The organism is Chlorobaculum tepidum TLS, from assembly GCF_000006985.1.
GTDB classification, from domain to species: domain Bacteria; phylum Bacteroidota; class Chlorobiia; order Chlorobiales; family Chlorobiaceae; genus Chlorobaculum; species Chlorobaculum tepidum.
In genome coordinates this window covers 1,117,695-1,135,819 of the sequence record NC_002932.3, presented here as the reverse complement: position 1 = coordinate 1,135,819, position 18,125 = coordinate 1,117,695, and the positions used below count along the sequence as shown (strand labels likewise).

The 18,125-nt window shown below is 56.8% G+C and carries 22 protein-coding genes; 10 read left to right on the top strand and 12 right to left on the bottom strand.

Features of this window, described 5'->3' with window-relative positions:
* Window positions 1–72 precede the first annotated feature (72 nt).
* The 3 genes from AYT24_RS05480 to AYT24_RS05470 are packed head-to-tail and all read right to left on the bottom strand — an operon-like array spanning window position 73 to window position 2,308.
* A complete protein-coding gene (locus tag AYT24_RS05480) occupies window positions 73–1,095 on the bottom strand; it encodes an alpha/beta hydrolase (protein WP_010932879.1) in 1,023 nt (340 codons plus the stop codon).
* Complete coding sequence (tatC, locus tag AYT24_RS05475; RefSeq protein ID WP_164927002.1) at window positions 1,092–2,090, bottom strand: twin-arginine translocase subunit TatC; 999 nt, start codon at window positions 2,088–2,090, stop codon at window positions 1,092–1,094. Before tatC ends, AYT24_RS05480 begins: the two co-directional genes overlap by 4 nt.
* Entirely contained in the window at window positions 2,087–2,308 is a 222-nt protein-coding gene (locus AYT24_RS05470) for a hypothetical protein (RefSeq protein ID WP_164927001.1), read from the bottom strand. Before AYT24_RS05470 ends, tatC begins: the two co-directional genes overlap by 4 nt.
* A gap of 87 nt (window positions 2,309–2,395) precedes the next feature.
* On the opposite strand from AYT24_RS05470, the gene AYT24_RS05465 reads away from it, so the two are divergent.
* The 5 genes from AYT24_RS05465 (at window position 2,396) to AYT24_RS05450 (ending at window position 5,290) form a co-directional block, all read left to right on the top strand.
* Window positions 2,396–3,370 (top strand): polyprenyl synthetase family protein, encoded by a 975-nt coding sequence (locus AYT24_RS05465; RefSeq protein ID WP_010932877.1) that lies wholly within the window; start codon window positions 2,396–2,398, stop codon window positions 3,368–3,370.
* A gap of 44 nt (window positions 3,371–3,414) precedes the next feature.
* Window positions 3,415–4,152: a PASTA domain-containing protein gene (locus AYT24_RS05460; RefSeq protein ID WP_010932876.1), complete on the top strand. Its 738-nt coding sequence runs from the start codon at window positions 3,415–3,417 to the stop codon at window positions 4,150–4,152.
* A gap of 68 nt (window positions 4,153–4,220) precedes the next feature.
* Window positions 4,221–4,418 carry a hypothetical protein gene (locus AYT24_RS10630; protein ID WP_264357642.1) on the top strand — a complete coding sequence of 66 codons (198 nt, stop codon included), beginning with the start codon at window positions 4,221–4,223 and terminating at the stop codon, window positions 4,416–4,418.
* Complete coding sequence (locus AYT24_RS10625) at window positions 4,402–4,737, top strand: hypothetical protein (protein ID WP_264357641.1); 336 nt, start codon at window positions 4,402–4,404, stop codon at window positions 4,735–4,737. The genes AYT24_RS10630 and AYT24_RS10625 overlap by 17 nt, the downstream gene beginning before the upstream one ends.
* A complete protein-coding gene (locus AYT24_RS05450; protein WP_164927242.1) occupies window positions 4,712–5,290 on the top strand; it encodes a class I SAM-dependent methyltransferase in 579 nt (192 codons plus the stop codon). The genes AYT24_RS10625 and AYT24_RS05450 overlap by 26 nt, the downstream gene beginning before the upstream one ends.
* Window positions 5,291–5,433: 143 nt before the next feature.
* Here AYT24_RS05450 and AYT24_RS10385 read toward each other — a convergent pair whose 3' ends face one another.
* The 7 genes from AYT24_RS10385 to radA form a co-directional block, all read right to left on the bottom strand.
* On the bottom strand, window positions 5,434–5,601 hold the full coding sequence (locus AYT24_RS10385; protein WP_165439258.1) for a hypothetical protein: 168 nt from the start codon (window positions 5,599–5,601) through the stop codon (window positions 5,434–5,436).
* Window positions 5,602–5,725: 124 nt separating this feature from the next.
* Window positions 5,726–6,061 carry a DUF2934 domain-containing protein gene (locus AYT24_RS05445; RefSeq protein ID WP_010932873.1) on the bottom strand — a complete coding sequence of 112 codons (336 nt, stop codon included), beginning with the start codon at window positions 6,059–6,061 and terminating at the stop codon, window positions 5,726–5,728.
* A gap of 253 nt (window positions 6,062–6,314) precedes the next feature.
* Complete coding sequence (locus tag AYT24_RS05440; RefSeq protein ID WP_010932871.1) at window positions 6,315–7,349, bottom strand: ABC transporter permease; 1,035 nt, start codon at window positions 7,347–7,349, stop codon at window positions 6,315–6,317.
* A gap of 15 nt (window positions 7,350–7,364) precedes the next feature.
* Window positions 7,365–8,900 (bottom strand): ABC transporter ATP-binding protein, encoded by a 1,536-nt coding sequence (locus AYT24_RS05435; protein WP_164927000.1) that lies wholly within the window; start codon window positions 8,898–8,900, stop codon window positions 7,365–7,367.
* Between the two features lie 15 nt (window positions 8,901–8,915).
* Complete coding sequence (locus tag AYT24_RS05430; RefSeq protein WP_010932869.1) at window positions 8,916–9,872, bottom strand: zinc-dependent alcohol dehydrogenase; 957 nt, start codon at window positions 9,870–9,872, stop codon at window positions 8,916–8,918.
* A 25-nt stretch (window positions 9,873–9,897) separates the two neighbouring features.
* Window positions 9,898–10,239 (bottom strand): phage holin family protein, encoded by a 342-nt coding sequence (locus tag AYT24_RS05425; RefSeq protein WP_010932868.1) that lies wholly within the window; start codon window positions 10,237–10,239, stop codon window positions 9,898–9,900.
* Window positions 10,240–10,382: 143 nt separating this feature from the next.
* Window positions 10,383–11,753 carry a DNA repair protein RadA gene (gene radA, locus AYT24_RS05420; protein ID WP_010932867.1) on the bottom strand — a complete coding sequence of 457 codons (1,371 nt, stop codon included), beginning with the start codon at window positions 11,751–11,753 and terminating at the stop codon, window positions 10,383–10,385.
* Window positions 11,754–11,985: 232 nt separating this feature from the next.
* Here radA and AYT24_RS05415 point away from each other — a divergent pair, with 232 nt between their 5' ends.
* From AYT24_RS05415 to aroQ, 5 genes are all read left to right on the top strand, one after another.
* Complete coding sequence (locus AYT24_RS05415; RefSeq protein ID WP_164927241.1) at window positions 11,986–12,549, top strand: DUF3109 family protein; 564 nt, start codon at window positions 11,986–11,988, stop codon at window positions 12,547–12,549.
* A 6-nt stretch (window positions 12,550–12,555) separates the two neighbouring features.
* Complete coding sequence (gene rpoN, locus AYT24_RS05410; RefSeq protein ID WP_010932865.1) at window positions 12,556–14,010, top strand: RNA polymerase factor sigma-54; 1,455 nt, start codon at window positions 12,556–12,558, stop codon at window positions 14,008–14,010.
* Window positions 14,011–14,032: 22 nt separating this feature from the next.
* The gene (gene hslV / locus AYT24_RS05405; protein ID WP_010932864.1) at window positions 14,033–14,578 is read left to right on the top strand and encodes an ATP-dependent protease subunit HslV; all 546 of its coding nucleotides are present in this window, start codon (window positions 14,033–14,035) and stop codon (window positions 14,576–14,578) included.
* Between the two features lie 82 nt (window positions 14,579–14,660).
* Window positions 14,661–16,136: an ATP-dependent protease ATPase subunit HslU gene (hslU, locus tag AYT24_RS05400; protein ID WP_010932863.1), complete on the top strand. Its 1,476-nt coding sequence runs from the start codon at window positions 14,661–14,663 to the stop codon at window positions 16,134–16,136.
* 20 nt (window positions 16,137–16,156) lie between these two features.
* Entirely contained in the window at window positions 16,157–16,603 is a 447-nt protein-coding gene (gene aroQ / locus AYT24_RS05395) for a type II 3-dehydroquinate dehydratase (RefSeq protein ID WP_010932862.1), read from the top strand.
* Between the two features lie 83 nt (window positions 16,604–16,686).
* On the opposite strand, the gene AYT24_RS05390 is transcribed toward aroQ, so the two are convergent.
* The gene (locus AYT24_RS05390; RefSeq protein WP_010932861.1) at window positions 16,687–17,535 is read right to left on the bottom strand and encodes a tetratricopeptide repeat protein; all 849 of its coding nucleotides are present in this window, start codon (window positions 17,533–17,535) and stop codon (window positions 16,687–16,689) included.
* Window positions 17,523–18,059: a DoxX family protein gene (locus AYT24_RS05385; protein ID WP_010932860.1), complete on the bottom strand. Its 537-nt coding sequence runs from the start codon at window positions 18,057–18,059 to the stop codon at window positions 17,523–17,525. Before AYT24_RS05385 ends, AYT24_RS05390 begins: the two co-directional genes overlap by 13 nt.
* Window positions 18,060–18,125: the final 66 nt, after the last annotated feature.

Below are 18,125 nucleotides of genomic sequence, written 5' to 3'. Positions count from 1 at the left end.
AGCGTTTTCCTCGAAATCGATTTGGATGAGTTTTTCGCGGGTCTTCAGATGAAGGTCGTGAGGCAGATCGTCTTACTCTGAAATCGCCCTGGCCAGCAGTGGCAGTGAGACCTGGTATCGGTAGGAGGTATCGGTGTGGGTGTCGGGGAACTCTTCGTAACGGTGAGCTATGCCGATTTCGGTGGCCCTCGCCGAAAAGCGCCGGTGGCCAAATTGCAGATTGTATTCGTCTTGCGACCCGCAGTCGAGGAAGAGCAAGCGGAGCGAGCCGAGCGCGTCCTGATTTTTCGTCTCTTCAAGCATCGTCACCGGATCGAAGCTTTTCCATTGCTCCCAGATTTCCGGCACGAGCTGGCAGGTGCGCGGCTCGAAGGGGAGTCGCATGTTGCCGGGCGCGGGCTTCGACGGATCGGGGGAGTAGCAGGCGGCCATCGCCATCAGCTCGAGCAGGGCGAACTCACCGCGTGGCTTTTTGCTGAGTGACTCCCAGCGGGTGAAAAAGGCCGCGACGCTGCCGTCATATTTTTCGAGAATCCGCGCCGCGACGGGAAAATTCGGGCGGTAGCAGAGGTCGAAATCCATGTCGCCGCTGTGGCAACCCACCGCCGCAAACAGCTCCGGATGCCTCATGCCGAGCCGGAGCGCACCGAATCCTCCCGACGATTTGCCGACGACTGCCCGATGCCTCGCGTGAGCGAGCGTGCGGAATTTGCGGTCAATGTGCGGCATCAGCTCGCTGGTCAGATAGGTCTCGTAAGGCCCGGTGGCCGTTGAATCGACATACTGCGATCCGCCGTAGCGGGTCATGCAGTCCGGCATGACGACAATGGTTTTCGGCATCTCGCCGCGCCGGATCATCGAGTCGATCATCTCCGGCAGGGTCTGACGGCCAAAACCATAGTTCAGAAAGCTTATGCCCGTCGAGGCGAATCCCGCAAGCAGATAGATTACCGGAAAGCGTTCTGTTCCGTTGTAGGATGGCGGCAGGTAAACCGGCACGTGGCGCGTGGCCGGATCGCCGAGCGGATTGCCTTTCAGCAATGAACTTTCGATGGCTTCGAACACGACGTTCGGGCGGGCATCGTCGCAGATCATGCAACGCCCTCCTCCATCATCTTCTTGTTGCGCTTTTTCTGTACAGCGGCTGAAATGTAGATGCTGATTTCGTACAGCACGATCATCGGAATGGCGATGACTGCCTGTGTGACCATATCGGTTGACGGCGTGACGATGGCGGCGATGATCAGCAGCGCTACGACCGCATGGCGACGGTAAAAGCGCATGAAGGCCGGGGTTAGCAAACCGATTTTCGAGAGCACATAAGATACGAAGGGCAGCTCGAAAACCAGACCGGTTGTCAGCAGGGTGCCCATGAAGAAACTGATGTAGTCCTGGATGGCGATGTTGTTGGCGATGAGTTCGGAGCCGAATCCCGCAAAGAATTTCAGTGAGATTGGCAGGAAGACAAAGTAACCGAAAGCGATGCCCGAGAAGAAGCAGATCGAAATGAAGAAAATGATAAAACGGCTGGCTGCTTTTTCGGTTTCATGCAAGCCAGGTTCGACGAATTGCCATATCTGCCAGACCAGAAAGGGGAACGCGAGCACAAATGCCGCAAAAACAATCACTTGCAGGTAGAGCGAAATCTGGCCGTAGGGCACAAGGTTCTGCAAATGAATGTTCGGGCCACTCTCTTTTAGTGGTCTGATGAGTACCTGGTTGACGAGAAAGTCTGAAAAGAATGCGGTAACGATGGCCGCTACAACAAATGCGATAAGAGACCAGATGAGCCTCCAGCGAAGCTCTTCGAGATGATCAAGGAAGCTCATGCCGTCTTCCGGTTCGGCCTCCCCTTCCGGCTCTGCCGTTTCTGTTTTAACCTGGGGGGCTGAATCTGCTATTTCGCCAGGGGCTTTTTCCAGCGCCTTGAAATCGTCTTCAGGAAAATCCAGACTGTTCTCGTTTTTCAGCTCCTCCTGTTCTTCTTTTTCGGGTACCGTTGGAAAGGCTGGCTCTTGATCGTTTCCGGTTTCCGCGCCGGTCCCTTTGCCGTCCGCTGGCGGTATGGTTGGTTCGTTTTCGTTGCTCATGTCGAAGTACGGTGCCGGGTCGCTTTGCGAGGCGCGGCCAAGGTTTGAGAAAAATTCAGGAGGATGCCGGGCAATGTGTGGCGTTGGGTGCCTTGAGAGCCGGTAATCCGTTTCATAGTAACAAAGATCGTTCTTGTGCGCAAATGGTTTTTTAGCTGTAAAGCTTCGCCGGAAAGAGCTGTAAAGGAGGGGTGACGGATACCGATTTGCTCAATCATGGAAATATCGATAACTTCTCACGGTTTTGAACGTAAGCGCAATCGCGCCGGGCATTTGACGGTGCACCAAGCACAAAGGATCAGGTTGTGGATATTAATGTGGTAACATTTTCTGTTACGGAAGAGCTGAAACAGTTCCAGGAGCGCTACAAAACGGTGCTTCATTCAAGCAACAGCCTGGTTGACAAGGTCACGCGCTATGTGCTCCGGCAGCAGGGCAAGCAGATCAGGCCGACGCTGGTGATTCTTGCGGCCAAGGTGTGCGGCGGCGTCCACGACGTCACCTATCGCGGCGCGATCATGGTGGAGCTGCTGCATTCGGCCACGCTGATCCACGACGATGTGGTGGACGGTGCCGAAATGCGCCGGGGGATTCCCTCGATCAACGCTCTGTGGAAAAACAAGATATCGGTGCTGATCGGTGACTATCTACTCTCCAAGGGTCTGCTCTACTCCCTCGAAAACAAGGATTACCGGTCGCTGCATTTGGTCTCGGAGGCGGTTCGCCGCATGAGCGAGGGGGAGATTCTCCAGATCCAGAAAACTCGCAGCCTTGACATCACCGAGGAGGATTATCTGAGTGTCATTGCCGACAAAACAGGCTCGCTCATCGCCACCTCGTGCGCCATCGGCGCGGCCAGCTCCACCGACTCCGAAGACGAGATCGCCAGCCTGAAGAGCTATGGCGAATTTCTCGGCCTGGCCTTCCAGATCAGGGATGACCTGCTGGACTACACCGGGGATTCCAAAAAAACCGGCAAGCAGCTCGGCATCGATATCAAGGATCGCAAGATTACTCTTCCGCTGATCTACGCTCTTCGTCAATCGGACAAATCGGAGCAGAACAAGATCAAGTCGATTCTGAAAAGCTCCCGGAAGCGTTCGGTCAGGAGCGGCGAAGTAATTGACTTTGTCACCCGGAAGGGGGGGCTTGATTATGCCGCCGAAGTTGCGGAAGGCTTTGCGGACAAGGCGCTCGAATCGATTGCCCATTTTCCCGAAAGTGACGCCAAGCGTTCACTCCAGCTTCTTGTCGATTTTGTCATGAAACGGCAGCATTGAACTCAACCAACGCCAATCCAGTATTTTCAGACCGGTCAGCCAAGATGAAAAAAGTACTGATATTTCTTCTGTTCCTTCTGATTATCGCCATTGTCGCCGTCGATAGCTTCCTGTTGCCGTACTATACCGAAAGCGGCTCGCAGACCACGGTTCCAAATGTCACGAACATGACCTATGACGCCGCCAAACGGGAATTGCGCAGGGTTGGTCTGAACGCGATGAAGAGTTATAATGTGCGCTATTTGCCCGATGTCCCGCCAGATCGGGTCATCGATCAGGTCCCTGAGCCCGGTTCGATAGTTAAGCCGGGACGCAGCATCATTCTGGTGCTTAACCGTCTGGACAAGCCCAGCTATCCCGTTCCGGATCTGGTTGGCCGTACCGAAGCGGAAGCGCGCACGGAACTCGAACGGCTTGGAATGGTCGTCGCCGAGGTGCAGACGCAGGTTGTTTCCGATGCCGATCAGGACGGCAGGGTGCTCAGCCAGTCCATACCGCCCGATGTGGTGCTCAAGTCTGGCAGCCAGGTGTCGTTCATTGTCGGCAAACTCGAGCAGGAGCCGACAGGTATGCGGCTTGTCATCGTGCCCGACGTGCTCGGCATGTCGGTCGATCAGGCAAGAAGTGTCATTGTCAAAGACGGTCTATTGTTGGGCAAGATCAGTTATGAAAACTCTGACCTTCTGGTACCCGGTACGGTTGTTTCCCAGAAGCCATCGGCAAACGCGATGGTTCAGTTTGGCCGGCCGGTTGATATTACCGTTGTCGGCAACCCCAATTAACCGCCGGGTTGTTTGTCGGTACTTGCCTTTGCCTGTCATGATCCGATCAGGCAGGGGGAGGATGAAATATGAGTGACTATCTTTTTTTGCTCGCTGGTATTGTCTTTGCCGCGATTGGTGGAGAATTGTTTGTCAGAGGTTCGGCGGGAGTGGCATCAGTGCTCCGTATTTCGCCTTCGATAGTCGCGGTCACGATTGCTGCGTTTGCGACCTCGAGTCCGGAGCTTTCCGTGGCGATCAACTCCGGACTTGCCGCAAAATCGTAGCTCTCTCGGCGACGCGCTCGGCAGCAACATCGTGAATATCTCGCTTGTTCTCGGCATTACGGTGCTTATTTCAGGTATTCCGGTTGGCGCGGAGGTGCTGAAACGCGATGCACCGGTGGCGATTCTGGCCCCGTTTCTGACCGTGATTCTGCTCGTCGATGGCATGATTGATCGGCTCGAAGGGATGTTCATGCTCGCCATTTTCGCGGCATGGATGGTCTCGACGGTTACTCTGGCCCTGAAAAACAGAACGCCTGCAAATGGCCAGGTGACGGTCACTGACTGGCGTGGCCATGCAGATGATTCCGTTTCCGGCTGACTTTTCGCTCCGTGTGCTTGATCTCGGCGCAGGCACAGGCCTCTTCGCTGCGATGGTAGCACAGGCATATCCCAACGCCACGTTTCATCTCACGGACATCTCGGAAGCAATGCTTGAGGTGGCGAGAAAGCGCTTCGCCGGAAATCCGCGAGTGAGTTTCGCGGTTCAGGAGCACCTCGAACTTGCCGAAGAGCCGGAGTTCGATCTGGTTATATTCGCCTTCTCGATCCACCACCTCGAACACGAGGCAAAGCGCGAACTGTTGTGCAAGATTTTCCACGCTCTGCGCCCCGGCGGCGCCTTCATCAACGCCGATCAGGCGCTGGGGGCAACGACCGAAAATGAGGAAAGCTACGAAAGCCAATGGTTCTCCGACGTGAGCGCCAATGGAGCTACAGCCGAAGCGATACATGCCGCAAAAGAAAGAATGCGCGCCGACAGGAACGCAACGCTTGCCGATCAACTTGCATGGCTCGAAGAAGCCGGGTTTGGCGAGGTGTGTTGCGCGTATGCGAGGTTCCGGTTTGTAGTGTATGGAGGGAGGCGAGGATGATTGGTTGAGATCGACGACCTGCTGTTACGGCACTCTTTTGATCTGTCGAGACTACGCATGATTAACGATCAGGAGGCTCGAGAACATAGTTGGCGAACCGTTTTTTTATTACCAGGGGGGCAGAATGCCACTGCGCCTGAACTTCAGCGGTAGTTTGCCTTTTTGTACTCTTCGCGCATGTCCTTGATACCGGTGGTGCGGTCATTGCCGTCGCTGATGATGCCGAAGTATTCGAGGATGATTCTGAAGACGAGCCAGATGCCCGCGAAAAGAAGCTTGATGCTTTCGATAATGGAGGTGAAAAACTTCATGGGTGATGGCATTGAATAACGGCCGGAGGGTTAAACGAAACTTCCGGCCGAGTACGGAGAAAGCCTGAATATAAAAAAGCCATTCGACGAATGGCTTTTTTCATTGTCAGATTTGAGAACGTGATTATCCCTTAATCTGTTTCTCGGCTGCAATCCAGTCCTCTTCATGTCCTCCATCGGTCATGCCTCGTTCGACCCAGCGGTAGTAGGCGGCGACCCGGATATGCTCTTCAACTGTCTCCGGGCTTGCGGCAGGGGTTTCTGGAGCCATGGGCTTGGCGCTTGCTTTTTTGCGCGGCTTGGCAGTTTTGGCGTGTTTAGGCTCTTCTGGTGCAGCTATTTTTGCGGTTTTAGATTTTGCAGATTTTGGTTTGGTTTCAGCGCTTGCAGCGGCTTTTTTAGCCGTTTTTTTTTCGGGCGTTACTTCTGGAGCCTCTTTGGCGGTAGATTTTTTAGCCATGGTATTCAGAGATATTCTTCGATGAATTATTTCGTCCGGAACCGGGCGTTCATATAAAAAAACTGCGCCCAATGTAAGAACAAGATAATCAATTCAACTGCTCAGAGTAAAGAGGGTTCGTCACGATTTCACCAGTCTGCAATAATCATAATGATGAATGTACAGAAGCAGAGTTATGTGTTTGTCCTGACCCGGGCGAGTATTGTTATCCTGAATGTTTCCAGTTGTCCTGTTTTCAGAAACATCCATGGTCTTAATCTTCCTTTAGCCTGTTTTTGAAGAGGGCAGGGATGCTGATGATGGAGAGGATGGTGATCGCCTGTACCATCATGAAGATGTCTTTGGGGACGAGGGTGTTGACCGCGAGGCCGCCGTAGTCGAGCCAGGCGAAAAGAAATGCAGCGATGATGATTCCGGTGGGGTTGGTTCCAGCAAGCAGGGCGACGGCGATGCCCATGAATCCGGCTCCGGTGGAGAGCCCGGCCTCGAACCAGTGCTTGTAGCCGAGCACGAGGTTCGAGGCGGCGAGGCCTGCCATTGCGCCCCCCATCGCCATTGCGCCGAGGGTATGGCGGGCGGTGTCTATTCCGGCGTGGCGCGCAGCCTGGGGGTTCAGGCCTGAGGCGATCATGTCGTAGCCGTAGCGGGAACGGTAGAGCAGCACGGCAGCACCGGCGGTGATGGCGAGGGCAATGAAGAGCGACAGGTTGGCAGGGGAGTGCCAGCCGAGGCCGAAGAGCGTGTCGAAATCGGGCAGCCACCCACCGGCGACGATGGCGGGCGTGTGCACGGTCGAAGGAATGGCGAAGCGGTTGGTGAGCAGGTAACCGGTGATCGCGAGGGCGATGAAGTTCAGCATGATGCTTGAAATCACCTCGTTGACGCCACGCCGTACCTTCAACCATCCAGCGACCATCGCCCATCCGGCGCCAGCGGCGCTGGCCACGAGTATCAGAGCGGGCGCGGCGACAAGTGCGGGCGTACCGGCAGGGAGGGCGATGCCGCAGAGGGCGGCGGCGAAAGCGCCCATGAGAAGCTGTCCCTCTCCGCCGATGTTAAAGAGTTTCACTCTGAACGGCAACGCTACGGCGAGGCCTGTGAAAATCAGCGTCGTCGCCCGGAAGAGCACCTGCCCGATGCCGTAGCCGGAGGTGAAGGTCGAACGGAGCATCTTCTGGTATACCTCGATCGGGTCACTGCCGGTGGCGGCGATGATAAGGCTTCCCGCCAGAAGGGCGAACAGAAGCGAAAGTGCCGGAATGAAAGGTTTGACGCTGCGTTTCGACATCGAAAAAATGAGGTTTCAGGTGATGTGCATACCGATCTCTTTCTCGAAGCCCGACTCGTGATCGCGTCCCCGCCAGACCTCCGTTTCGCTGAATTCGTGGCGGATCGCGCCTTTGTAGAGGCAACCGATTCGAGTCGAAAGAGCGACAATCTCTTCGAGTTCCGACGAAATGAGCAGGATCGCCAGACCGCTTTTGCGAGCGTCGATGATGCGCTTGTGAATCTGCTCGATAGCGCCGATATCGACGCCGCGCGTTGGCTGCGCCAGCACAAGCAGCTTCAGTTGGGGGCGTTCCATTTCACGCGCCACCACGATCTTCTGCTGGTTACCGCCAGAGAGAGAGGCGATGGGCGGATTGGTTCCCGCCGCACACCGGATGTCGTATTGCTCGATCATGGCCGTAGCATTTTTGTGAACGGCGTCACGATCAAATCCGATGCCGCGATGGAATGCTTTTTCGCGATGCCTGCCGAGGATCAGGTTTTCCTCGATGCCATATTCAGCGATGATCGCCGATTTGTGCCGGTCTTCGGGTATCATCGAAACGCCGAGTGCAGCGATTTCCGACGGATTCTTGCCAAGCGTCTCCTGGGCGTCGATGGTGATCGATCCGCCGGTTTTGCCGCTGCGATCGAACGTTCCCCACAACAACGAGAGCAGCTCGCTCTGGCCGTTGCCCTCCACTCCGGCGATGCCGTAGATTTCTCCTGCTCTCACGTGCAGCGTCAGGCCGGTGAGTTTGTCGATGCCAAGCGGCGAGCGGTAGGTCAGCTTGTCGATCGAGAGCACTGTTTTACCCGGAGTCTGCGGCGCATTGGCGGTTCTGAGCAGAACATCGCGCCCGACCATCATTCTCGCCAAATCCTCCTTGCTGGTCGATGTGGTCGGCACGGTGCCGACCAGCGACCCTTTGCGCATGACGCTCACCGAGTCCGAGACGGTGAGTACTTCGTCGAGCTTGTGGGTGATGAGCAGGACGGTACGCCCTTCGGCGGCGAGCGAGCGCAGCGTGGCAAAGAGTCGCGCGGTTTCGGGCGGCGAGAGCACGGCGGTCGGCTCGTCGAGAATCAGGAGCTTGGCACGTCGGTAGAGCAGCTTGAGAATTTCCACGCGCTGCTGTTCGCCGACCGACAGGGTTGAAACCAGTGCGTCCGGATCGACTTCGAGTCCGTGCTGCTGGCTGAGCTGGCGAATTTCCTTGCCGATGCGCCGGGTTGGCAGTGCTAGGCGGCTCTCCTCCTTGCCGAGAATGATGTTTTCCGTCACCGAGAGGGTCGGCACCAGCATGAAGTGCTGGTGCACCATGCCGATTCCGGCCTCGATGGCTTGCCGCACGGAGCTGAATTTCACCGCCTTGCCATCGATTTCAATCGTCCCGGAGTCAGGATGCAGCAGGCCATAGATGATGTTCGACAAGGTGCTTTTGCCCGCGCCGTTTTCGCCGACGAGCGCGTGGATCGACCCCGCTTCGATCGAAAGCGAAACGTTGTCGTTGGCCTTGAGGCTGCCGAAGGTTTTGGAGATTCCGGAGAGCTTTACTGCTGTCGCCATGAAGATACTCCGCGCCTAAATCCAGCTGATGACTGTCTTTATCGCCTCCTTGCTGTCGAGGGCGATCCTGTAGGCAAGTTCGTACTGGCTGACCGGGAAGACGTTAGTGAAGAACTTTTCGGTTTCGAACGCTTCGGTTTCAAGCAGCGCCTTGGCTTCGATGAGATGCTGTTTGTCAGTGACGCTTGAACACACGATAACCGGTTCCTTGTGCTGGATCAGCCGATAGTCGTAGCCGAGCACTTCGTAACTGCCCATGAGCAGTACCTTGGCCTTCGGTTTCAGGAGGCGCATCACCTTTTCAACCATCAGGATGCGGCCCGTCGTCTCGATGACCAGGTCGTAGCGGTCGTTGAAGTCATCGGTGAAATCGACGATCTCGATGCCGATGTTTTCGGCGTGCGAGAGCTGGCCGCGAAGCGGGAAGTTTTCGAGGGCATCGACGTGGCGGATACCGCGATAGTGCAGGTATTCCGATACCATCAGCCCCACCGAGCCCAGGCCGAGCAGGAGCACTCGCATCGAAGGGTCGAGCGCCACTTTTTCCATCGCGCTGAGCACATACCCTACGAGGCCTGTCAGGAGGTCGCGATGGATCGGCTTCCGGCCAAGCGCGAGCACGTTCTCCTCCGAGGTCGGAATGACTTCGGCGTGACAGCCGTAATAGGGATCAATGCCAACCCAGCAGTCGCCCTTGAAAGCATAGACGAAATCACCCTCTTTCACGCTGGTAACCTCTGGGCCGACCTGCATCACCTGACCGATGGTCTCGCTGCCCGGCATCACGGGATAGGCGAGCACCTTGTGCGACACCGGTTTGTTGGTCAGGAGCAGACGGTCGAGGCCTGGCGTGATGGTGCTGGCGATCGTCCTGACGAGAATGTCACGTGGCCTGTTGGCCACGTACTTCACGGACTGGAGCTTGAGCTTGTTGGCTTTGAGGAAGACGAGGGCCTGCGCTTCTCCCTGCATGGTCGTCTGTCGATTGTCTTGGGTTTCAGATGTTCAGTACAGCGTTCATGAGCCATGAGACCCCGCTGATGCAGACTGAGCCGAGCACGGCCCACCAGAAACTCTGCACACCGAAGCTGTCTACCAGCACAGCGGCGAGTTGCAGCATGAGCGCGTTGATGACCAGCATGAAAAGGCCGAGCGTGAGGAGCAGGAGCGGAATCGAAAAGAAAACCAGCACCGGCTTGATGAGGGCGTTGATGAGGCCCAGCACCAGCGCTACGATGAGCGCTGCGCCGAAACTCTTGATGGTAATGCCCGGAAGCATGTGGGCGGTCACATACACCGCTGTGGCACTGATGAGCCAGTGAATCAATATCCTGAACATGGTAATCTCCTTTTTTGGCGCTCACGTATCAACTTTTGCTCTTGTCTACTCTAATGTAAGACATTTCGCCAAAACGCAGAATATCTGTAGGGGCAACCCTCGCGGTTGCCCAAACCCGCCGTCCGTCGCGTTCATTTTTTCCTTCACACTCCCATCGCTTCGAGCGCTTCGTGCAGCGTGCGGCAGCCGGCGATTCTGATGGGCAGCTTCTTCAGCGACGGCTTCAGCTCGCGGGTGTTCGACTCCGGCAGCACGATCGACGTGAATCCGAGGTGCACCGCCTCGCGGATGCGGCGCTCGCCGTCGCTGATGGCGCGCAGCTCGCCCGACAGGCCGATTTCGCCGCAGCAGCAGGCCGTCGGGTTGCATGGCTTGTCCTGCAAGCCGGAGGCGACGGCGGCGGCGATGGCCAGGTCAGCCGCCGGTTCGACCAGCTTCAGGCCGCCTGCGATCTTGACGAACACATCCTGTCCGGCGGTCTGGAACTGCAACCGCTTTTCGAGCACGGCGAGGATGATCGCGATGCGCTTGAGGTCAAACCCCGTGCTGATGCGCTGCGGCATCGAGTAGCCGGTGCGCGACACCAGCGCCTGCACCTCCACCATCAGTGCCCGCGACCCCTCAATTCCAGCCAATACGGCGGTACCCGGCACGTCCGTCCGGCGGTCGGAGATGAAAAACTCCGATGGGTTCGAGACCTCGGTTAACCCCTCCTCCCCCATCTTGAAAACGCCGATTTCGTTGGTTGGGCCGAAGCGGTTCTTGACCGAGCGGATGATGCGGTAGCGCTGGTAGTTTTCGCCCTCGAACTGCACGACCGTATCGACCATGTGCTCCAGCGCCTTCGGCCCGGCGAGCGACCCCTCCTTGGTGATGTGCCCGATGATGAGCAAAATGAAGTTCTGCTCCTTGGCCGCGCGGATGAGCGAGGCGGCGCACTCGCGAATCTGGGTGATGGTGCCCGCCGAGCTCTGGTAGTCGCTCGAATAGACGGTCTGAATCGAATCGACGATGACCATCTCCGGCTGCTCATTCGCGATGGCATCGAGAATCCGTTCGAGCGCAACTTCGGAGACGAGGCGGAGGTTTGGTGCCTTGATCGAAAGACGCCTGGCGCGTTCGCGGATCTGATTCGGCGACTCTTCGCCCGCAACGTAGAGCACCTTTTTGCCCGCCAGGCGCGGTACGAGCTGGAGCATCAGCGTTGATTTACCGATGCCCGGTTCGCCGCCCACCAGAATCGCCGAAGCCTCCATCAGTCCGCCGCCGAGCACGCGATCGAGTTCACCGATGCCGGTCAGCGTGCGGTGAAAACCGGATGGCGCGTCGTCGTCGAGGTTCTGCACTTCGGGCATGGAGCCGGCGGGGCGCTTCTTGCGGACTTTGGCATCCGGCTCTTCCAAGTGGGTTTCAACCAGTGTGCCCCAGCTCTGGCACTCGAAGCAGCGCCCCTGGTATTTCAGCGAAACGGCCCCGCAGGCGGAGCAGACGTAACGAACGGTGGATTTGGCCATGAAGCGGTTTCTGTCGTTTTTGTCACCGAGTTTCCGGCGTTGGAAGTTTCGGTTCGATTGATTACATAGGGTGTTCTTACGCAGAAGCGTCGCTGTTTCAGTGCAACGTCCTTGCTCGCTGCGCCGTTGATAGGTACAGTGAACGATCAAAGTAAAAAGATAGTGAAGACTCCTCAAACGCTCAGGCAGATTTTCCAGCCCTCGTTTTTCATCCACTCCTTCCTTGCTAAAGATGTCAGTTGTCTCCATTGGTGAAGTTCTCGTTGACCGCGCGGTGCTCGATGCGCGGTTCAGTTGCAATCTCGACCTGTGCCACGGCGACTGCTGCGTCGAGGGCGAACTCGGCGCGCCAATTGACGATCGGGAAGCGCGGTTCCTCGAATCCGCCGTCGAGCCGCTCCGTTCGATGCTGCCGGAACGGAATCTCCGCTACATCCGGCGTCATGGCTGCGCGGAGGTCTATCAGGGAAATCTCTACACCAAAACCATCGACGGGCGGGAGTGCGTCTTCGTCTATCACGAAAACGGCAAGGCGCTCTGTGCTGTCGAAACGGCGTGGAAGAAAGGGCTGCTCGATGCGACCAAACCGTTGTCGTGCCGCCTTTTCCCGATCCGGGTGCGAAAAAAGTTTGGATTGGACTATCTTGTTTATGAACAGCACACCATGTGCCGTGATGCCCGTCGTCAGGGGGCTGAACAGGATGTCAGGCTGATCGATTTCCTCGAAGCGCCACTTGTTGAAAAGTACGGACACGACTGGTACATGAGCTTGAAGGAATTTGTCGCATCCATCTGAGGTATCATGGCGGAGATGAGGCTACAACAGCGCCAGACCGCCCAGTTGTCGGCGCAGCAGGTGATGACCAACCAGTTGTTGCAGCTGCCGCTGATGCAGCTCGAGCAGCGGATTTACGACGAGGTTCAGGACAATCCCATGCTCGAACTGGTCGAGGAGCGTCGTCAGGACGATGGAGCGGCTGGTTCCACTCAGGCGGCTACCGCTGATTCGGCGGAGATGTTCGATTCGGTCTCCCGCTTCGAGCGTTCGTCGATGAAGGTTCGCGCCGATGGAGGGAACCGGGAGACCGTTTCTGCCGGCAGGACTAGCGGCTCGGCTTCGGGCGGCGAGGAGCGTTTTTTCCAGGCGGTGCAGCACGACACGCTTCACGAACGGTTGTTGCGCGATCTCTCGCTCCAGGAGGGGATTGGAGAGCGCGAGGTGCGCATCGCCGCCGAGATTCTCGGCAACCTCGACAGCGATGGCTATCTGACCGAACCGCTGGAAGTGATCATCGATGGGCTTCGACAGTCAGATATCGATGCCAGCGAGGCAGATGTTCGCGAGATACAGCAGAAAATCTGGTATCTCGATCCGCCCGGCGTGGCGGTGGCCAATCTTCGCGAACGCCTGCTGGTTGAACTTTCGGTGTACGAACACGAGCACGATCCCGAAGCGGTCGGCGTTGCGCGAACGATCCTCAATGAAGCGTTCGACGACTTCATGAACAAGCGCTTCGACCGGCTGCTGAAAAAGCTGAATCTTCAAAAACGCCAGCTCGAAGCCGCTATCGATGTGATCACGTCGCTTGATCCGCATCCGGGTGAAGCGTTTTTCGATGAGGGAGGGCACTACATTTCGCCCGATTTCATTGTTATCTACGAAAATGGCGCGTTGACCGCGGTTTTGAACGACCGGAGCAGTCTGTCGGTCAGAGTGTCGGACGAGTATCGGGAGGTGCTTGCGAAGCGGAAGGTGCCAAAGGAGGATCGGCAGTTCATGCGCCAGAAGCTCCAGCGGGCCAATGAATTTGTCACTGCCCTGCAAGTCCGGCGGCAGACGCTGCTGAAGGTGATGGAGGCGCTGCTGGTGGCGCAGGCGAAGTTTTTCATCGACGGCCCGCGCTATCTTCAGCCGCTTGTCATGAAGACGATCGCCGAGCAGACGGGCTACGATATTTCAACCATCAGCCGAGCGGTGAACGGAAAATACGTTCAGACCCGTTTCGGGGTGTTCGAACTGAAATATTTTTTCAGCGGTGCGGTATCGACCGACGAAGGCGAGGAGCTGTCGTCGAGGATCATCAAGCAGCAGCTTCGCGATCTGATCGAGGGGGAGAACCCGGTCGAGCCGCTCAGCGACGACCGGCTGGCGGAATTGCTGAGCGGAAAAGGGGTGCAGATCGCCCGCCGCACGGTTGCAAAATACCGTGAACAAATGCAAATTCCAGTTGCAAGATTAAGGAAAAAAATAGGTTAATCATTATTTCGACTACGACTCCATGGGCTACGAAAAACCGCAGATACGATCGACTACCGTTATCGGCATCATCAGGGATGGCAAGGCTGCGCTTGGCAGCGACGGTCAGATGACGCTTGGTAACACCGTGATGAAGCACTCTACCCGCAAGATACGGAGCCTCTACCAGGGCCGGTTCATTACCGGATTCGCCGGAGCCACCGCTGATGCACTGACGCTGCTCGACCGTTTTGAATCAAAGCTCGAAGCCTACAGCGGCAAGCTCGACCGCGCCGCCGTGGAGCTCGCAAAAGACTGGCGTACCGACAAGTACCTGCGCCGTCTCGAGGCGATGCTGGCCGTTGTCAGCACCGACAAGGCGCTCATCATCTCCGGCACGGGCGACGTCATCGAGCCTGAAGACGGCATCGTGGCCATTGGCAGCGGTAGCATGTACGCATTGGCCGCCGCGCGCTCGCTCATGAAGCACACCACGCTCTCCGCAGAAGAGATCGTCAGGGAAAGTCTGCAAATTGCCGCTGACATCTGCATCTACACGAACGACCATATTGTCATCGAAACTCTGTGACCCAGCGCATCTGCGTCAAGTCGCAGCAGGTCCATTTTCATGAAATTCCCAACGACACTCAATGAACAACGATATTCAGGATATGATCCAGCCGGATGAGCCTCAGGATTTTCCGGTCAAACTCATCGACAAGGAGCAGCTCACGCCGACACAGATCGTCGAGCAGCTCGACAAGTACATCATCGGCCAGAAAGACGCCAAGAGATCGGTAGCCATCGCGCTGCGTAACCGGCTCCGCCGCCAGAATGTGAGCGAGGAGCTGCGTGACGAGATCATGCCGAACAACATCATCATGATTGGCCCGACCGGCGTTGGCAAGACCGAAATAGCCCGGCGTCTGGCCAAGCTTGCCAAAGCTCCCTTTGTTAAGGTCGAGGCCTCAAAATTCACCGAGGTTGGCTACGTTGGTCGCGATGTCGAGTCGATGATCCGTGACCTGGTCGAGCAGGCGGTGGCGATGGTGCGCAGCGAAAAAACGGAGGAGGTTCGCGAAAAAGCGGCGCTGCTGGTCGAGGAGCGTCTGCTCGACATTCTTCTGCCTCCCGTGAGCGGGCTCGAAGAGTCGGAACACGTTGGCGACGAAGAGGAGGCCGTGGTTGTTGAAGGTGACGCCGAGGTGGTGGTGGAGAAGAACCTCGAACGTGAAATCAACCGCAAAAGCCGCCAGAAGATGCGTGAGCGCCTGCGCGACGGCAGAATGGAGGATCGCCAGATAGAGCTGGAGGTCAGTAGCGACGGTCAGGGGGGCATGATGCAGATATTTGGTCCACTCGGGCAGATGGAGGAGATTGGCAACATCATGCAAGATCTGATGAGCGGTATGCCGAAAAAACGCAAAAAGCGCCGCATGACCATCGCCGAAGCCCGCAAGTATCTGGAGCAGGAGGAGGTGCAGAAGCTCATTGACATGGATGCTGTGGTCAAGGAGGCGCTTCGCAAGGTTGAGGATTCTGGCATCGTGTTCATCGACGAGATCGATAAAATTGCTGCTCCAACCACCGGCGCTGGCGGCAAGGGCCCTGATGTCAGCCGTGAAGGCGTGCAGCGCGACCTGCTGCCCATCGTCGAGGGCACGGCGGTCTCCACCAAGTATGGCGTCGTCAAAACCGATCACGTGCTCTTTATTGCTTCGGGAGCGTTCCATGTGGCGAGGCCGTCCGACCTTATACCTGAACTTCAGGGTCGTTTTCCGATCAGGGTCGAGCTGAAAAGTCTTACCGAAGAGGACTTTTTCCTAATCCTGACCCAGCCGCGCAATGCGCTGATCAAGCAGTACCGCGCCATGCTCAAGACCGAACAGATCGATCTCGAGTTCACCGAGGAGGCGATTCGCGAGATTGCACGGACGGCGGCGAAAGTCAACGAGACGGTTGAAAATATCGGTGCTCGTCGCCTGCACACCATTCTGACCAACCTGCTCGAAGAGCTGATGTTTGGGATTCCTGAAATGGTCATGGATGGCACCATCGACAGGAACATAGTTATCGACGACAACCAGGTGCGCGAAAAGCTGGGCAAGCTAGTCGCCGACCGGGATCTGAGCCAGTATATCCTCTAAGCCAAAAAGCCGGAGCAACCATGATGAGCGCAACCTCCCTTCTGGTCATGAACGGGCCGAATCTTTCACGTCTCGGAAAGCGTGAACCCGAAGTTTATGGCAGTCTCACCCTCGACGAGATCAACCGGGGGATCGCGGTCGCGTTTCCGGAGGTGAGCTTCGAGTTTTTCCAGTCGGAGCACGAGGGTGCGCTTATCGAGAAGCTTTTCGAGATCGAAGGTCGCGGCGGTTTTTCGGGCGTCGTGCTCAACGCGGGGGCGCTGACGCACTACTCGATTGCCCTGCGCGACGCCATCAGCGCCGTTACGATGCCTGTGGTCGAGGTGCACCTTTCCAACGTGCACAAGCGGGAGGAGTTTCGTCACAAATCGGTGATTTCCGCCGTCTGCATCGGTGTGATCGCCGGTTTCGGAGTCGAGAGCTACCACCTCGGCGTAAGGGCGCTGCTGGGGAGGGGTAACCGTTGAACTGGGCCGGGAGATGACTGATTGGTTGGCTCAGACAGTTTTGTCTGAGTTGATAATTGCTTGAACCTTCGCCAGTTTGTCTTTTACTTTTCCTCAATCTCTTTCGATAGCTTGGCGATCAGCTTTTTGATCTCTTTGAGTCGTCTCACGTCGCTTTTCATGAGCACCGGTCTGGTTTCGGCTATCCGCAAGGTGTTCAGGGCTTCCTGTTTTCTGTCCTCTTCGAGGTAGAGCAGGGCCAGCTCGTGGTAGTGCCGGATGACTCGCGGGTTCAGGCTGATCGCTTTCTTGAAATCCTTTTCCGCCTCCTCGCGGCTGCCTTTGGGCATTTTGCCGACGAAGGTGCTGCCCATGAAGCGGCTGAACCAGCCAATTTTCGACGCCTCGAAGTTGTACGAACCAAGCATCGACCAAGCGACGTCGTCGTTCGGGTTCAGCGCGAGTGCTTTGTCAAGCTCACGTTTGATTTCAGCAGCTCTGTTCAGTTTCTCTTTTGCACCGATTTTGTCTGCTTTCAAGGCCAGAGCGGCGGCAAGCCAGGTGTGGGCGCTGGCGTTGTTTTCGTCGAGCTGAACTGATTTTCTCGCATATTCGACCGCTTTGTTGTAAAAGGGTATCCGTTTTTTACGTTCGCTCGGGTCGATCGCTTCCGCTATACTTATGTTGAGGCGGGCGAGCTTCCAGTAGAGCGTCGAGGATTGATCGCCTGTCTGGAGCATCGATTGGTAGAGCGAGTCCGCTTTTGCGTAGTGCAGCGAATTGAATGCCTTGTCGGCGGCATCGAGTTCGGCATTGTCAATGCACTGCTTTGCTTCCGCGCCGCTGGCCGGTTGCGACAGCAGGAGAAACAGCGCCGCCAGAAGCGAACTCAAAGCGTTTGGTCCGCGGCTTTTTGCCGATAATGGAACCGGTGTGCCTGCTATCTGAACCATGGTGACTCCGGATATTTCCTGTTAAGGCTGCGGTCGAGGCCGAGCCAGTGGCCTGTCGGCAGCACGATGAGCAGTATCGAAATGGCGACCAGCGGCGGGATGGTCAGGTTGTAGTAGCCGCCAGCCGCGAAGTTGAGCAGCATGAAGAGGCCAAAGGCTGCGTTGATGCGGGTCGTGACGCCGAAGAGCAGCGCGATGCCGATGGCGAGCTCGCCGATGGTGACAATCCAGGCGATGGGCATCACCAGCGGCAGGGCGAAGTGCTCCAGATATGAGGCCTGCCACACGGCGACGGTCGCTTCAAAGGAGCTGGACGTCGAGGCCGTGGCAAGCAGTTCGTGCAGCCGTTTCGTGAAGTGATGGGCGAGAATGTCGCTCCACATCCAGCCGTGGATGATTTTGTGGACGAAGCCGTAGATGAAGAGCGAGGTGTAAAGGTACCTGAGCACCAGCACGATTATGACGCCAAGTGTCTTGAGCTTGTGTGATTTCAGATAGTTGCTTTTCCACTCGAAATCGGTCATGACTTGCTGAACAAGGGTTCAAGGTTGCTTTTCCGTGGGGCATTGTTCGTCTTGCGCTATAATTTG

What these genes read in the sequence shown, in the direction of transcription:
- hslV (WP_010932864.1), top strand. Translation starts at nt 14,033, where the DNA reads ATGGGCTACGAAAAACCGCAGATACGATCGACTACCGTTATCGGCATC.
- rpoN (WP_010932865.1), top strand. Translation starts at nt 12,556, where the DNA reads ATGGCGGAGATGAGGCTACAACAGCGCCAGACCGCCCAGTTGTCGGCG.
- AYT24_RS05450 (WP_164927242.1), top strand. Translation starts at nt 4,712, where the DNA reads ATGCAGATGATTCCGTTTCCGGCTGACTTTTCGCTCCGTGTGCTTGAT.
- AYT24_RS05480 (WP_010932879.1), bottom strand. Translation starts at nt 1,095, where the DNA reads ATGATCTGCGACGATGCCCGCCCGAACGTCGTGTTCGAAGCCATCGAA.
- aroQ (WP_010932862.1), top strand. Translation starts at nt 16,157, where the DNA reads ATGATGAGCGCAACCTCCCTTCTGGTCATGAACGGGCCGAATCTTTCA.
- AYT24_RS05460 (WP_010932876.1), top strand. Translation starts at nt 3,415, where the DNA reads ATGAAAAAAGTACTGATATTTCTTCTGTTCCTTCTGATTATCGCCATT.
- AYT24_RS05430 (WP_010932869.1), bottom strand. Translation starts at nt 9,872, where the DNA reads ATGCAGGGAGAAGCGCAGGCCCTCGTCTTCCTCAAAGCCAACAAGCTC.
- AYT24_RS05415 (WP_164927241.1), top strand. Translation starts at nt 11,986, where the DNA reads ATGTCAGTTGTCTCCATTGGTGAAGTTCTCGTTGACCGCGCGGTGCTC.
- radA (WP_010932867.1), bottom strand. Translation starts at nt 11,753, where the DNA reads ATGGCCAAATCCACCGTTCGTTACGTCTGCTCCGCCTGCGGGGCCGTT.
- tatC (WP_164927002.1), bottom strand. Translation starts at nt 2,090, where the DNA reads ATGAGCAACGAAAACGAACCAACCATACCGCCAGCGGACGGCAAAGGG.
- AYT24_RS05470 (WP_164927001.1), bottom strand. Translation starts at nt 2,308, where the DNA reads ATGATTGAGCAAATCGGTATCCGTCACCCCTCCTTTACAGCTCTTTCC.
- AYT24_RS05440 (WP_010932871.1), bottom strand. Translation starts at nt 7,349, where the DNA reads ATGTCGAAACGCAGCGTCAAACCTTTCATTCCGGCACTTTCGCTTCTG.
- AYT24_RS10385 (WP_165439258.1), bottom strand. Translation starts at nt 5,601, where the DNA reads ATGAAGTTTTTCACCTCCATTATCGAAAGCATCAAGCTTCTTTTCGCG.
- AYT24_RS05390 (WP_010932861.1), bottom strand. Translation starts at nt 17,535, where the DNA reads ATGGTTCAGATAGCAGGCACACCGGTTCCATTATCGGCAAAAAGCCGC.
- AYT24_RS10630 (WP_264357642.1), top strand. Translation starts at nt 4,221, where the DNA reads ATGAGTGACTATCTTTTTTTGCTCGCTGGTATTGTCTTTGCCGCGATT.
- AYT24_RS05445 (WP_010932873.1), bottom strand. Translation starts at nt 6,061, where the DNA reads ATGGCTAAAAAATCTACCGCCAAAGAGGCTCCAGAAGTAACGCCCGAA.
- AYT24_RS05385 (WP_010932860.1), bottom strand. Translation starts at nt 18,059, where the DNA reads ATGACCGATTTCGAGTGGAAAAGCAACTATCTGAAATCACACAAGCTC.
- AYT24_RS05425 (WP_010932868.1), bottom strand. Translation starts at nt 10,239, where the DNA reads ATGTTCAGGATATTGATTCACTGGCTCATCAGTGCCACAGCGGTGTAT.
- AYT24_RS05435 (WP_164927000.1), bottom strand. Translation starts at nt 8,900, where the DNA reads ATGGCGACAGCAGTAAAGCTCTCCGGAATCTCCAAAACCTTCGGCAGC.
- hslU (WP_010932863.1), top strand. Translation starts at nt 14,661, where the DNA reads ATGATCCAGCCGGATGAGCCTCAGGATTTTCCGGTCAAACTCATCGAC.